Source organism: Streptomyces radicis (assembly GCF_003626575.1).
Classification (GTDB): domain Bacteria; phylum Actinomycetota; class Actinomycetes; order Streptomycetales; family Streptomycetaceae; genus Streptomyces; species Streptomyces radicis.
Map to the genome: position 1 here is coordinate 289,911 of NZ_RBDY01000002.1, position 13,403 is coordinate 303,313.

The window sequence follows — 13,403 nt, forward strand, 5'->3', positions numbered from 1 at the left end:
CCGGTGCTGGTTTCCACCGGATTCGAGGACCCGACCGCCGATGTGGTCATCGCGGAACTGAACCGTCGCCGGGTGCCCGTTCTACGTTTTGACCCCGGCCGTGATTTCCCTGGCCTCGCTGCGCTCTCCGCTCGAATCGGGCATGACGGTTGGAGCGGACGGCTCACGGTGGGCGAACGATCGGCAGATCTCGCACATGTACGTGCCCTGTACCACCGTCGTCCAAGCAGCTACACCCCGAATGGGGATGATCAGGCAGCACGGTTCATCGCTCAGGAGAACCGGCGCGGACTCGGCGGAGTGTTGGCCGCCCTTCCTGGTTGCCTCTATCTGAGCCATCCGCTCGCAATTGCCCGCGCTGAGTACAAACCCGCGCAGTTGGCGTCAGCGACCCGCCAAGGGCTCAGGGTTCCCGCCACGCTCATCACGAGCGATCCAGCGGAAGCCAAGTCCTTTGCCTCAGAACAGGTGACCATCTACAAGCCATTGCACGCTGGCGCCTACCAAATCGAAGGGGAGCCTGCCGGTATCTGGGCTGCCCCGGTTGCTCCTGAGGAATTGAACAACGCTGTGAGCCACTGCGCCCACCTGTTTCAAGCGCTGGTTCCCAAGACTTCCGACGTGCGCGCGATTGTCGTGGGCGAACGGGTTTTCTGCGCCAGGATCACCGCACCGCCCGGTGTGGTGGACTGGCGCGCTGAATACCGGAATCTGAGGTATGAGCCGATCCCCTGCCCGGACGAGATTCGGCGAGCACTCCTGCTCTTCCTCGCTGATTTCGGACTCAACTTCGGCGCGTTCGACTTTGCGCTGTCCACAGACGAAACCTGGTGGTTCCTCGAATGCAACCCCAATGGGCAATGGGCGTGGCTCGAAGATGCGGCCGGGCTTCCCCTCACAGCGGCTGTCGCTGACCTGTTGGAGAACGGAGAGAGTACAAGTGACTGACGACGTTTCTTCCGAAGGGCTACGCGCAGACCTCGCACGGCGCCTCTCGGAAGCCGGATCGCTACGAAGCCCTGAATGGAAAGCTGCCGTTGTGGCCGTGCCCCGTGAGGCTTTCCTGTCCGACGGGTGGTACGAGTACGAGGACGTGGGCTGGTATCGCCCCGCATTTGCTGACGGGCCCGAAGGGCTCAGGCGCGTGTACGAGGATGACACGTTGGTTACGCAAGTAGCCGAGTCTGTCTTCCCGCGCCAGGTTGAAGGGCGCATTGCCCATCGCCCCTCTTCATCGTCCACTCTGCCAGGGCTCGTGGTGCGCATGCTCGAAGCGCTGAAGGCCTCTGAAGGGACAAGGGTTCTCGAAATCGGCACGGGAACAGGCTATTCGACTGCCCTTCTCTCCCATGTGGTCGGCGACGACAACGTGACGTCAATCGAAATCGACGCCGACGTTTCCTCTCGCGCTCGCGCGGCTCTCGGCAGCTTGAACTACTGGCCTGACCTTGTAGTCGGTGACGGACTGGCGGGGCACAAGGACAGCGGTCCATATGACCGCGTCATCGCCACGTGCGGAGTTCACACGGTCCCGCATGAATGGATCACCCAGAATCGCCCCAGGGGCGAAATCCTGGTCACAGTCTGCGGATGGATGAACGCTTCCGAACTCGTACGACTGACCGTGGCGGAAGACGGAACGGCAAGCGGCCCGGTTCTGGGCGGGCACGTCTCGTTCATGCTCGCGCGGCCTCACCAGCCCCCCGCGCTGGGAATGCTGCCCGACTTCGATTCGGCGGAAGCCATGCCCGCAAACATCGGGGGCGACGTGCTGGATGACTGGACAGCACGATTCGTCGCACAGTTCGCAGCGCCACGAGCCCAGCAGTTCACGATGCCGCGAAAGGGGAGAAACGAATACGTGGTGATCGACGTGGAAGCCGGAGCGTGGGCCGCCACATTCCAAGACGGCGGGCAATGGAAGGTCCGGCAGGGGGGTCCCGCCCGGCTCTGGGACGCAATCACGGACCAGATCATCCGATGGCGCGAGGCCGACATGCCGCCCGCCGAGCGCCTACGGCTGCACGTCGGGCCGGAGGGGCAACGCCTCACCTGGTAGGCGTGCCTCCTCAGCGGCCGCACCAGGTTCGGGTGGTCGCCGAGACTTCCGCTCGCTGCCGCCGCCACTCCCCCTCGCGGGCGTCAGCTACGGCCGTTGCGCGCGGACCGCGCGGTCACGACGTGATGTGGCGGAGGTAGGCGTTCGGCTCCGCCAGGAAGCGGCGCCAGTGGTCGGTCAGTTCGAGGTCGTGCCACTCCGCGCGCCGGAGCCCGTGCTCGCCCAGCTCGATGATCTCGGCGCCCGGGGTGCTGGCCAGGACCGGAGAGTGGGTGGCGCAGACAACCTGTGATCCGGTCCGGCCCAGCTCGTACAGCAACGCGACCAGGCGGAGCGAAGACGTGAACGAAAGCGCCGCCTCCGGCTCGTCCATGACGTAGAAGCCGGGCGCGGCGAACATCGCCTCGAACATCGTGAGGAAGCCCTCGCCATGGCTCATGGCGCTGGTGTCCTGCTCCCAGTACCCCGGCACCCCGCCCAGGTTCTCCGTCATCTGGAACGCCGTCTCGGCCCGCAGGAAGAAGCCCTTCTTCCTGCGACGCGGCCCCGCCAGCATCCGGGCCCCGGCAACCGTCGTGTCCGCGCGCAGGACCTCACCCAACGGCGTGCGCACCCGATCCGGGCGCCCCCGCAACGCGCCGAGCCTGCCCCCGTACGCGTCGAGCGAGAAGCTCTCCGCGATCGCCTCGGCCAGCGTGGACTTCCCTGAGCCGTTCTCCCCGACCAGAAACGTGACCGGGCGGCCGAACGCCAGCCCCTGCGCGACCACTTCGGCCACCCCTGGCACGTTGAACGGCCAACGCTCCCGCTCGGCGCCCTCCGGCAGCAACCCCTCCGGCACACGAACGCGGTCGACGAACACGATCCTCCTCGTCGTAGTCGGGCTGGCAACCAGCGCCCGTGGGCCAGCATGACGGCGCTGCGCCTCGGGACCCGTCCCATGAGCTCGACGAGCCCGCAGCGAACGACGACAGCGGCGGCCGGAGCAGGCCCGAAGGGTGCGCGCCACCGTGATCAACCGGACGGGACCTGGCCGAGGGCGGCCAAGGCCCTGCGCAGGAACGCGTCGCGGACATCGGTGCCCTTGCCCATGTCCGGGGCGGTCTCGAGCGCGGCGATCACATCCCAGTACGGCAGGGCGGGGGCCCCGAGGCCGGTTTCCCTTCGCCAGCCGGTGAGGATGTCGTCGGCCGCGTCAAGGCCGTAGCCGAACGCCGCGCTGAGCCTGGCATGGCCGAGGTCGATGCCCGGATGCCCGACGCCCGCGCAGCCCCAGTCGATCAGGCCCGTGACGCGAACGCCGTCGGACATGATGTTCCCGAGCCAGGTGTCGCCGTGGACCAGGCCGCGCTCGCCGTCGGGCCGTGGGTGCCGGGCCAACTCGCGCTCGGCGTGCGCCAGCAGGCGCGCGCCGTCCCTGGAGCGCCGGGTCGGGTGCTCGGCGCCGCGCCGCTTCTCCTCGGTGTAGCCGCCGTCGGGCTCCAACGGGCGTCGGCGTTCCGGGAGATCGGGCCCTGGATCCACCCGGAGCCGATGGATCCGGGCGAGTTGTTCGCCGACGGACCTGAGGCGTTCGCCGTCGTACGGCTGCGACGCCACGGTGCGCCCGGCCAGCACCGTCTGGAGCGTGGCGACCTGACCGGTGTGCCGCCGGTCGTCGATGCCGATCGGTCGCGGTGCCCCGGCTCCGTGACGCGCGGCCCGGGTCAGCGCCGCCGCCTCGATCCGCAGGTAGTCGGCGGGCTTGCCCGGTGACTCCACTCTGAGGACGGCGTGGTCCGTCGAACCGTGCGCGGTGGCCTCGATCAGCCATGGGCCCTGGCCCTCATGGAGATCGCGCACACCTGTCACCGTGGCGTCAGGTCGCCATACGTCGATAGCCCACGCCAGGCACGCGGGTGGGGGTGCAACCACCGCCCGAACGCTGCCATGGGACCCGGGTTCGCGCAACGCCCTTGTCAGGCGGGCGGCTCGTCGATGGCGTCGATGGCGTCGATGGCGCGGAGGGCGTGCAGGGCGTGGACGAGGTCGTGGAGACCGGCGCGGGTGGTGAGGAGGTCGCGGTTGAGGAGGCGCTCGGCGGTGCGCAGGTGGGAGCGGACGGTGTTGCGGCTGACGCCGAGGCGCCGAGCGGTCCGCTGGGCGTCGGCGTTGGCCTCGATCCAGGTGCGGGCCGTGGTGTGCGCCCTGCCGACGTCCCGCAAGGGGCCGAGGAACGCCCGGGCCCAGGCCGTGGCCGCCGGGGTGCGCAGCAGCGCGTCGAGCGTGGGGGCCTGCCGCCGGTCCGCCGCCGCGTCGTCGCCGGGGTCGGCCAGGGAGAGGGCCAGGTCGAGGGCGGCGCGGGAGCGGACGTCGCGCAGGTCGAGGCCGAGGAGCGCCTCGACGCGTTGGACGTGGGCGGTGACGGTGTTGCGGCTGACGCCCCGCAAGCGGGCCACGCCGGTGTGGTGGAACGACACGGCGAGACGCGTGAGGTCGACCGTGGTCTTCGGCGCGGCGGCCAGGGGCCGCAGGAAGGCGGCGGCCCAGGCGAGGGCCTGCGGGCGGGGCAGGACGCGGGCCAACGGCGTCCGGCCTCGGTAGGTGAGCACACGGCCTGGGGTGTGGCGGGCGACGGCCAGGGCGTGGACGGCCTGCCCGTAGGCGTCGGCCGTCGCGCGCAGCGCGTGCGCGTCGCTGATGCCGAGGGCGTAGCGGGGGTTGTCGCGGACCAGGCGGCGCAGCAGCTCCGCCTGGCGGGTGGCGTCGGGCGCGTTCGGGTCCTCGGCGATGGGGCAGATGAGGTGCCCGTTGAAGACGGGGCAGGGCACCAACAGGCCAGGTCCGTGGTAGCCGCGGGCGTCCTGGTAGGTCGCCGCGATCCGTTCGCGGTTGTCGGGCCCGCAGTACAGGAGGTGGACGCGCACGCGGTCGGCGTCGAGCAGCGGCGGGACGGCCCCGACGGTCATGCTGCGGGCCAGCACCGGATCCCCCGCCATCAGGGCCTGGAACACGGCGAAACGCAGCTGGAGCGCCTTGCGGTCGTAGCCGCGCGCGGTGGCGTCGGCCCTCCTGACGCGGCGCAGGACATCGAGGACGCTGCCGGTGTGCGAGATCAGCGAGGCCGCTTCCCGCGTCACCTGGCGCGGGCCTGCCACGACCAGCACCGGGTGCGGGGCTCCGGGGCCGAGGGCCTCGAGGCGTAATCGGACCTCGCCGACCTGTGTGGCGGCGGCGGCCACGGAGCCGCGGGCCAGGCGTGCGAGGAGCGAGGTGGGACCCTCGGGGCCCAGGATGTCGCGGGGGAAGCCCGCGGTGGCCGCCTCCACGGTCCCGGCGCCGACGACCAGCGCGACGTCCACGCCGATCCGGCGGCGCAGCCAGTCGAGCACCTCCTGGACATCCGCCTCGGCGGACCGGGACGCCTGCCGCCTGAGGTGGTGCAGAAGCTCGTCGAGCCGTCCGAGATGCGCGAGCCGGTCGGCCGACCGGCGCTGTGCGTCGATGGCCCCGATCGCCATGGTCCCTCCCCGTGGCACGCCTCGTGGGTGGTGGCGCCTCCATCCTGCCACCGGTGGGCCCGGGGCCGACACCGAATTGACCCGGTCCGGCCGGGGCGCGCACCGACGTCGTCAGCCGCTGTACGGGAACGCCGACACCATGGAGCCGTCGGCGTCCTCCAGGAGCGCCGTGTGCGTCAGGGTGCCGAGCACGAACTCCGAGCCGTCGAGCACCGCGTCGGCCCTGTGGTTGCCTCTGAAGTGGTAGCCGCTCCTCGTGCTGTCGGGCGGGGATCGGCCGCGCCGTGGGGGTCCGCGCCGTGGGGGTCCGCGTCGAGGCGGCGCGGCGCGGATCCTGCACGCCAAGGAGCTGGACCGCCGTTACGGCGCCGAGGGGTTGGCGGCCGTGGCGTTCAACCCCGGGAACATCCGGACCAGCTTCGCGACGAACCCGGGCGCCGCGCTGCGGTGGGCCCACTGGCCCGTGATCCGCCCGTTCCTCAACCTCCGCAGCCCGGAGGAGGGCGCCGACACCCTGGTCCACCTCGCGAAGAGCGCGCGGGACGCCGACTTCCCCTCGGGCGAGTACGTCGTGCGCCGCAAGGTCGCCCGGGCCAACAAGCAGGCGAACGACCGCGACCTGGCCGCGGCCCTGTGGGACAGGTCCATGACCCTGACCAAGGCCACCTGAACGTCCGAGCCCGCCTGAACGCCGCGCGCGCGGGGCCGCGTTGTCAGGCCAACGCCCGGCACACCTCGGCGAGCGTCGGCCGATCGACGGGGGCGGGGCTCAGCATGGCCTCGATGAGCCCGCCCAGCACCCCGGGGATCGTGACCTCCCGGTGCCGCCCCCGTGCGATCACCCGCCGCTGCTCGTCGCGTGCGGCGTCGGGCGGGAAGTCCACCGCCCTGAGCCCGGTCACGCTGATGAAGAGGCTCGCGCCGAGCGCGAAGACGTCGCCCTCCCGGGTGGGGACCGCGTGACCGTGCGCGAGGACACTCCGGGAGATCTCGGGGCTCTCGTACATGACCAGGCAGCCGCGGAACGGGAAGTCATGAGCCGGGGGAATGTCGCCCCCGCGCGCCAGGCCGAGATCGATCAGGTGGGTGCGCCGCCCGCCGATGATGAAGTGGTGCGGCTGCACGTCACCGTGCACCCAGCCCGCGTCGTGCAGCTCCGCGAGCGCCCCGGCGCACGAGCGGGCCTCGGCCACCTGCGCGTCCGTGCCGCGGTCGCCGCTCCGGTGGCCCTCCCACCGGCTCCAGAGGCTTTCGCCTTCCCGCCACGGCTGCACGCTCCATGTGCCGCGCTCCCAGTCACCCCAGTGCACGCCCTCGCGCCCGAGGTGGCGGAGAACGGCGGCTTCCCTGGCCGGTGCGAGTGCGGTCCAGGCATGGGTGGGCGCGGCGGCATAGCCCAGCTTCACGGCATGTCGGCCGCCCTCGTCGTCGGTGACCCGCCAGACGGACGAGCCACGCCGATCCATCACCGGACGACTGGCCCGCGGCCGCAGCAACAGCCGGATGTCCTCGGTGAGTTCCTGGGGACCACCACCCACGCGCCGCCCACCTCCCGCCGAAAGCGCGCCGGATGGTACTCCGGCACGGCGTCACCGGGGGATCACCTGGTGGTACGGGCGCGCCGTCATGCCTCCTCGTGTGGTGCCGTGACGCGGAGTTTCGACTGGCCGTGGGGAAGTTGTTCCCAGTCGTCCATGAACTCCGCGTGCAGGCCGTGGCGTTCCGCCAGGGAGACAAGCGTTTCCGTGCGGTAGTAGAAGTCCTCGCGCAGCACGTGGTGTTCGCGGCCCTCCGTGCGGTCGAAGGTGAAGTCGAAGAAGCCGTCGGGGGCCAGGATCCGGCCGACGTGGGCCAGGCACTGGTCGATGACGTGCGGCGGGGAGTGCGAGAACACGCTGTGCGCGTGCACCACGTCGAAGTGCGCCTCGGGGAGGAAGTCGAACGTCAGGTCGCGCGTCGGCGTGAGATACGGCAGCTTGTCCTGCAACTCGTAGGTGACCAGCGTCTTCTTCGCGCTGACCAGGATGTCGGGCGAGATGTCGATGCCGTAGTAGTGCCCGGTGTCGAGGTACTCGATGAAGCGCCAGCCCGCGCGGAGGTTGCCGCAGCCGATCTCCAGCATCCGGTGGTCGGGGCGCAGCCCGTGCCCCCTGAGGTAGTCGAACTGCATGCGGCCGAGGGCAAGCCACCGCTTGCGGGTGGCGCTGCCGACCGCGAAGTCCGGGTCGCGGCCCGCGTCGGAGGCCATCACGGCGCGGTAGTAGGCCACGTGGTCCCCCGGGTGCCTCAGCCGCAGCCAGGTGTCCCTGGCGGTGCGGCGCAGGAACGGCGCGACGCGGCGCGGATTCCTGGCCGCGTAACGGGCCTTGTGCACGACGCTCGCGCGGTCGACGGTCAGTTTGCGGCGGTTGCTCTGCATAGGGGCAGCTTGGTGCAGAACGCCCGTGCCCCGGAGGAGGCGCGCGGACGCGTGTTCTCTATACCCCCCGGGGGTATTTGACCGGCACCGGTCGGCCGGGGTATACAGGGGGTCGGATATACCTCCCTAGGGTATGGTTGGCCAGGAGGAGAGAGCACCGCCATGACAGCGACAACTTCCGGGGACACCACCGGGATCACCGAGACCGAGCTGGTCATCGGCGGGATGACCTGCGCCTCGTGCGCCGCCCGCGTCGAGAAGAAGCTCAACCGCATGGACGGCGTGACCGCCACGGTGAACTACGCGACCGAGAAGGCCCGCGTCTCCCACGCCGAGAGCGTCACCGTGGGCGACCTCGTCGCCACCGTCGAGGCCACCGGGTACACCGCCGAGCCGCCGCCCCCGCCCGTGGCGCGGGCCACCGAAGAGGCGGCGAAGGACCACGGGCCCGACCCGCTGCTCCACCGGCTGCTCGTCACCCTCGCGCTCGCCGTTCCCGTGATCGTTCTGGCGATGGTGCCCGCCTGGCAGTTCGACCACTGGCAGTGGCTCTCGCTGGTCCTGGCCGCGCCCGCCGTGGTGTGGGGCGGCTGGCAGTTCCACCGCGCCGCCTGGACGAACGCCCGCCACGGCGCCGCCACCATGGACACGCTCATCTCGCTCGGCACGCTGGCCGCGCTCCTGTGGTCGGGCTGGGCGCTGTTCTTCGGCGAGGCGGGCATGCCGGGCATGACGCACCCGTTCTCGCTCTCGATCGAGCGCGGCGGCGGTGCCGACGCCATCTATCTGGAGGCCGCGGCGGGCGTGACCGCGTTCCTGCTGGCCGGGCGGTACTTCGAGGCCCGCGCCAAGCGGCAGGCGGGCGCCGCGCTGCGCGCCCTGCTCGACCTGGGCGCCAAGGAGGCCACCGTGCTGCGCGGCGGCGCCGAGACCCGGGTGCCGATCGCCGACCTCGCGGTGGGCGACCGCTTCGTCGTGCGCCCCGGCGAGAAGATCGCCACCGACGGCGTCGTCGTCGAGGGCGCGTCGGCCGTGGACGCGGCGCTGCTGACCGGCGAGTCCGTGCCCGCCGAGGTCACCGTGGGCGACGCCGTCACGGGCGCGACGCTGAACGCCGGGGGCCGCCTGGTCGTCGAGGCCACCCGCGTCGGCGCCGACACGCAGCTGGCCCGCATGGCCAAGCTGGTCGAGGACGCGCAGAGCGGCAAGGCCGCCGCCCAGCGCCTCGCCGACCGCGTCTCCGCCGTCTTCGTGCCGATCGTGCTCGCCCTCGCCGTCGCCACGCTCGGCTTCTGGCTGGGGAACGGCGCGGAGCTCACCGCCGCGTTCACCGCCGCCGTCGCCGTGCTGATCATCGCCTGCCCGTGCGCGCTCGGCCTGGCCACGCCCACCGCGCTGCTCGTCGGCACCGGGCGCGGGGCGCAGCTCGGCATCCTGATCAAGGGCCCCGAGGCCCTGGAGAACACCCGGCGCGCCGACACCGTCGTCCTCGACAAGACCGGCACGGTCACCGAGGGCCGCATGACCCTCATCGGCGTCACCACGGCGCCGGGCACCACCGAGGCCGAGGTGCTGCGCCTCGCGGGCGCGCTCGAGCACGCGTCGGAGCACCCTGTGGCGCGCGCGGTGGCCGAGGCCGCGGCCGAGCGGCTCGGCGGCGCGCTGCCCGCCACGGAGGACTTCACCAACGTCCCGGGCCTCGGCGTCACCGGCGTCGTCGAGGGCCACGCGGTCGTCGCGGGCCGCGAGCGGCTGCTGAACGACTGGGCGCTGACCCTGCCCGAGCCGCTCGCCGAGGCGCGGGCGGCGGCCGAGGCGCGCGGGCGCACCGCCGTCGCGGTGGCCTGGGACGGCGAGGCCAGGGCCGTTCTCGAGGTGGCGGACGCGGTCAAGGCGACCAGCCCCGAGGCGGTGCGCAGGCTGCGCGCGCTCGGCCTGACGCCGATCCTGCTGACCGGGGACAACGCCGCGGCCGCGCGCGCGGTCGCCGACGAGGTGGGCATCGACGAGGTCATCGCCGAGGTGCTGCCCGAGGAGAAGGTCGAGGTCGTCAAACGCCTGAAGGCCGAGGGCCGCACGGTCGCCATGGTGGGCGACGGCGTCAACGACGCGGCCGCGCTCGCCACCGCCGACCTGGGCCTGGCCATGGGGACGGGCACCGACGCGGCCATCGAGGCCGCGGACCTCACGCTGGTCCGCGGCGACCTGCGCGCCGCGGCCGACGCGATCCGGCTCTCGCGCCGCACGCTGCACACCATCCAGGGGAACCTGGTGTGGGCCTTCGGCTACAACGTCGCGGCCCTGCCGCTCGCCGCGGCCGGGCTGTTGAACCCCATGCTGGCCGGGGCGGCCATGGCGTTCTCCTCGGTCTCGGTCGTCGCCAACAGTTTGCGGCTGCGCACCTTCAGGGCCGACACGGGGCGTTGAGCCGGGGCGTGCCACGCGGAACCTCGACGTGGACCGGATACGTTGACCGTGTGCACTGAATGACGACAAGCCGAGGTGACACCGATGTCCATGTGGGACAGGATCAAGGACTCCGCGAAGAGTCGGACCGGCTCACGCCCCGGCGGTCTGGGCGGCTCGGGCTCGCGCCCCGGCTCCGGCGGGGGCGGCGGCGGGGGTTCACAGCTCGTGAGCGCCTTCAAGAACCAGCTGGCGTCCATGAAGACCGAGTTGAAGAGCGGCGGCTTCCGGGACGCCAGCATGGCGATGTGCGCGCTGGTCGCCGCCGCCGACGGGACGGTGGACGCGGCGGAGCGGCAGCGCGTCGAGTCGCTCATCGTGAGCAACGAAGTCCTCCAGAACTTCCCGGCGGACTCGCTGCGTCAGCGGTTCAACAAGCACGTGGACCAGCTCGTGTCGAACTTCCCGGTCGGCAAGGGCACCGTGATGCAGGAGATCGCCAAGGTGCAGAAGAAGCCGATGGAGGCGCGCGCCGTCATCCAGACCGGCATCGTGATCGCGGGCGCCGACGGGTACTTCTCGCAGAGCGAGCAGCAGGTGATCCGCGAGGTGTGCGCGACGCTGGGCATCTCCCCGACGGAGTTCAACCTGTAGCGCGCGCCTCCGGCCTCCGGCCTCCGGCGATTCGACGCGGCCCGGCCTGACGGCCGGAGGCCGGACAACGCACACGTCGTGCGTCCCGGCCTCACCGGCCGAGAAAGGGCCAAAGGCGGGCAACGCCCACCGGCCACGTGGCGGCCAACGCCCGTGCCGCGCCCGGCACATACCGGCCGCCCGGCCGGGGAAAGGGCCGGGGCCGGGTGTCGAGAGCACCGACCGGTGGGCTCACGGCCACGAGGCCGGGGTGAAGGTCCCCTCGCAGAGGGGCACTTCACCCCGGCCTCGGCCGTCCCCGGCACCCGCCCGGAGCGCAGTCCGCCCGAAGGGCAACGCCACGCGCCCGGAGGGCAGTCCGGTACCCGCCCGGAGGGCAACCCACCCAAGGGGCAACCCGCGCGAAGAGCAACCGGCCCGAAGGGCTACTTGCCCGAAGGGCAACGCCGCGCGCCCGGAGGGCGCTCCGCCCCACGCCCGACAAACACCCCGCCACACGCCGAACAACACCACCCCGCGCGCCCGGAGGGCGCTCCGGTACCCGCCCGGAGGGCCTACTTGCGGCGCAAGCCGATGTGCAGCTCGCGCAGCCTCGCCTCGTCCACCGCGCTCGGGGCGCCCATCAGGAGGTCCTGCGCGTTGCCGTTGAGGGGGAACGCGATCGTCTCGCGGATGTTCGGCTCGTCCGCGAGCAGCATCACGATCCGGTCGATGCCGGGGGCGATCCCGCCGTGCGGCGGGGCGCCGTAGCGGAACGCCCGCAGCATCCCGCCGAACTCACGCTCCACCTGCTCCCTGCTGTACCCGGCGATGCCGAACGCCTTGTACATGATGTCGGGCTCGTGGTTCCTGATGGCGCCGGACGACAGCTCCGTGCCGTTGCACACGATGTCGTACTGCCACGCCAGCACGTCGAGCGGGTCCTTGCCCTCGAGCGCCTCGATGCCGCCCTGCGGCATCGAGAAGGGGTTGTGGGAGAACTCGATCGCGCCGGTCTCGTCGTTCCGCTCGAACATCGGGAAGTCGACGATCCAGCAGAAGCGGAAGACGTTCTCCTCGAAGTGCCCCGCGCGCCTGGCCGCCTCGACCCGCACCGCGCCCATGACGCGCGACACCTCGTCGTACGCGCCCGCGCCGAAGAACACCGCCGTGCCGGGGCCCGCGTCCAGGCGGGCCAGCAGCGCGGCCACGTCGTCCTCGGTGAGGAACTTGGCGATCGGCCCGGTCAGCGCCCGGTCCTCGCCCACCCGCACCCACGCGAGCCCGGCCGCGCCGAGCGACACCGCGAACTCGCCCAGCTGGTCGAAGAAACGCCGCGGCTGCCCCGCCGTGTCGGGCACGGCCAGCGCGCGCACGTGCTTGCCCGCGAACGCCTTGAAGCCGGAGCCCGCGAACACGTCGGAGACATCGGTGAGTTCGAGCGTGGCCCGCAGATCCGGCTTGTCCGAGCCGTACTTCTCCATCGCCTCGCGGAACGGGATCCGCGGGAACGGCGACGTGACGTGCCGCCCCCCGCCGAACTCCTCGAACAGCTCGGTCATCACCTTCTCGATGACCCCGAAGACGTCCTCCTGCTCGACAAAGCTCATCTCGACGTCGAGCTGGTAGAACTCGCCCGGCGAACGGTCGGCGCGCGCGTCCTCGTCGCGGAAGCACGGCGCGATCTGGAAGTACCGGTCGAAGCCCGCGATCATCAGCAGCTGCTTGAACTGCTGCGGCGCCTGCGGCAACGCGTAGAAATGGCCCGGGTGCAGCCGCGAGGGCACGAGGAAGTCGCGCGCGCCCTCGGGCGAGGTCGCGGACAGGATCGGGGTGGCCAGCTCGTTGAACCCCAGGGCCGTCATCTTGTGCCGGACGGCGGCGATGACGGCGGAGCGCAGCATGATGTTCCGGTGCATGCGCTCCCGGCGCAGGTCGAGGAAGCGGTACTCGAGGCGGCGCTCCTCGTTCACGCCGTCCTCGGTGTTGATGGTGAACGGCACCTGCTCGGCGCCGCCGAGCACCTCGACCTCGGCGACCTCGACCTCGATCTCGCCCGTGGGCAGCTCGGCGTTGACGTTCTCCGCGCCGCGGCCGACCACGCGGCCGTCGACCCGGATCACCGTCTCCTTCGCCAGCGAGCCGAGCCGCTCGTCCACGGCCGCGCCGCCCGGCGTCTCGGGGCGCACGACGAGCTGGGTGATGCCGTGGTGGTCACGCAGGTCGACGAAGAGGATGCCGCCCAGATTCCGGCGGTTGTGCAGCCAGCCGGAGAGCCGCACCTCCTCGCCGATGTCCGCGGAGCGCAGCTCGCCGCAGGTGTGGGACCGGTACCGATGCATCGTTCATCCAAGTCGTCGGTCGAGTCGTGTCAACGGGCCTTTCA

Annotated in this window: 11 protein-coding genes; 5 read left to right on the top strand and 6 right to left on the bottom strand. The window is 71.7% G+C overall.

The window, feature by feature from the left end; all coding sequences use genetic code 11:
- Positions 1-3 precede the first annotated feature (3 nt).
- Complete coding sequence (gene tgmB / locus D7318_RS04245) at positions 4-948, top strand: ATP-grasp ribosomal peptide maturase (RefSeq protein WP_329604552.1); 945 nt, start codon at positions 4-6, stop codon at positions 946-948.
- Positions 941-2,059: an ATP-grasp peptide maturase system methyltransferase gene (tgmC, locus tag D7318_RS04250; protein ID WP_230423337.1), complete on the top strand. Its 1,119-nt coding sequence runs from the start codon at positions 941-943 to the stop codon at positions 2,057-2,059. The genes tgmB and tgmC overlap by 8 nt, the downstream gene beginning before the upstream one ends.
- Before the next feature lie 115 nt (positions 2,060-2,174).
- Here tgmC and D7318_RS04255 read toward each other — a convergent pair whose 3' ends face one another.
- The 3 genes from D7318_RS04255 to D7318_RS04265 all read right to left on the bottom strand — a co-directional run bounded on the left by D7318_RS04255 (position 2,175) and on the right by D7318_RS04265 (position 5,559).
- Positions 2,175-2,921, bottom strand: coding sequence for an AAA family ATPase (locus D7318_RS04255; protein ID WP_120695470.1), 747 nt, complete (start codon positions 2,919-2,921; stop codon positions 2,175-2,177).
- Between the two features lie 152 nt (positions 2,922-3,073).
- On the bottom strand, positions 3,074-3,901 hold the full coding sequence (locus tag D7318_RS04260; RefSeq protein WP_183091292.1) for an aminoglycoside phosphotransferase family protein: 828 nt from the start codon (positions 3,899-3,901) through the stop codon (positions 3,074-3,076).
- Between the two features lie 116 nt (positions 3,902-4,017).
- Complete coding sequence (locus tag D7318_RS04265) at positions 4,018-5,559, bottom strand: helix-turn-helix domain-containing protein (protein ID WP_120695471.1); 1,542 nt, start codon at positions 5,557-5,559, stop codon at positions 4,018-4,020.
- 385 nt (positions 5,560-5,944) lie between these two features.
- On the opposite strand from D7318_RS04265, the gene D7318_RS04270 reads away from it, so the two are divergent.
- The gene (locus tag D7318_RS04270; protein WP_147437617.1) at positions 5,945-6,229 is read left to right on the top strand and encodes a Rossmann-fold NAD(P)-binding domain-containing protein; all 285 of its coding nucleotides are present in this window, start codon (positions 5,945-5,947) and stop codon (positions 6,227-6,229) included.
- Positions 6,230-6,272: 43 nt separating this feature from the next.
- Here D7318_RS04270 and D7318_RS04275 read toward each other — a convergent pair whose 3' ends face one another.
- Together D7318_RS04275 and D7318_RS04280 are read right to left on the bottom strand one after the other, a co-directional pair.
- Entirely contained in the window at positions 6,273-7,097 is an 825-nt protein-coding gene (locus D7318_RS04275) for a protein kinase family protein (protein WP_230423339.1), read from the bottom strand.
- 86 nt (positions 7,098-7,183) lie between these two features.
- A complete protein-coding gene (locus D7318_RS04280) occupies positions 7,184-7,978 on the bottom strand; it encodes a class I SAM-dependent methyltransferase (protein ID WP_120695473.1) in 795 nt (264 codons plus the stop codon).
- A gap of 162 nt (positions 7,979-8,140) precedes the next feature.
- Here D7318_RS04280 and D7318_RS04285 point away from each other — a divergent pair, with 162 nt between their 5' ends.
- Both D7318_RS04285 and D7318_RS04290 read left to right on the top strand, forming a co-directional pair.
- Positions 8,141-10,405 carry a heavy metal translocating P-type ATPase gene (locus D7318_RS04285; protein WP_120695474.1) on the top strand — a complete coding sequence of 755 codons (2,265 nt, stop codon included), beginning with the start codon at positions 8,141-8,143 and terminating at the stop codon, positions 10,403-10,405.
- An 84-nt stretch (positions 10,406-10,489) separates the two neighbouring features.
- Entirely contained in the window at positions 10,490-11,038 is a 549-nt protein-coding gene (locus D7318_RS04290; RefSeq protein ID WP_120695475.1) for a tellurite resistance TerB family protein, read from the top strand.
- A gap of 554 nt (positions 11,039-11,592) precedes the next feature.
- Here the strand turns inward: D7318_RS04290 and aspS are convergent.
- Complete coding sequence (gene aspS / locus D7318_RS04295) at positions 11,593-13,359, bottom strand: aspartate--tRNA ligase (RefSeq protein ID WP_120695476.1); 1,767 nt, start codon at positions 13,357-13,359, stop codon at positions 11,593-11,595.
- Positions 13,360-13,403 lie beyond the last annotated feature (44 nt).

Bases quoted from the DNA above. Each gene is read 5' to 3' on its own strand.
- D7318_RS04265 (WP_120695471.1), bottom strand. From the start codon at position 5,559: ATGGCGATCGGGGCCATCGACGCACAGCGCCGGTCGGCCGACCGGCTC.
- D7318_RS04280 (WP_120695473.1), bottom strand. From the start codon at position 7,978: ATGCAGAGCAACCGCCGCAAACTGACCGTCGACCGCGCGAGCGTCGTG.
- D7318_RS04285 (WP_120695474.1), top strand. From the start codon at position 8,141: ATGACAGCGACAACTTCCGGGGACACCACCGGGATCACCGAGACCGAG.
- D7318_RS04290 (WP_120695475.1), top strand. From the start codon at position 10,490: ATGTCCATGTGGGACAGGATCAAGGACTCCGCGAAGAGTCGGACCGGC.
- aspS (WP_120695476.1), bottom strand. From the start codon at position 13,359: ATGCATCGGTACCGGTCCCACACCTGCGGCGAGCTGCGCTCCGCGGAC.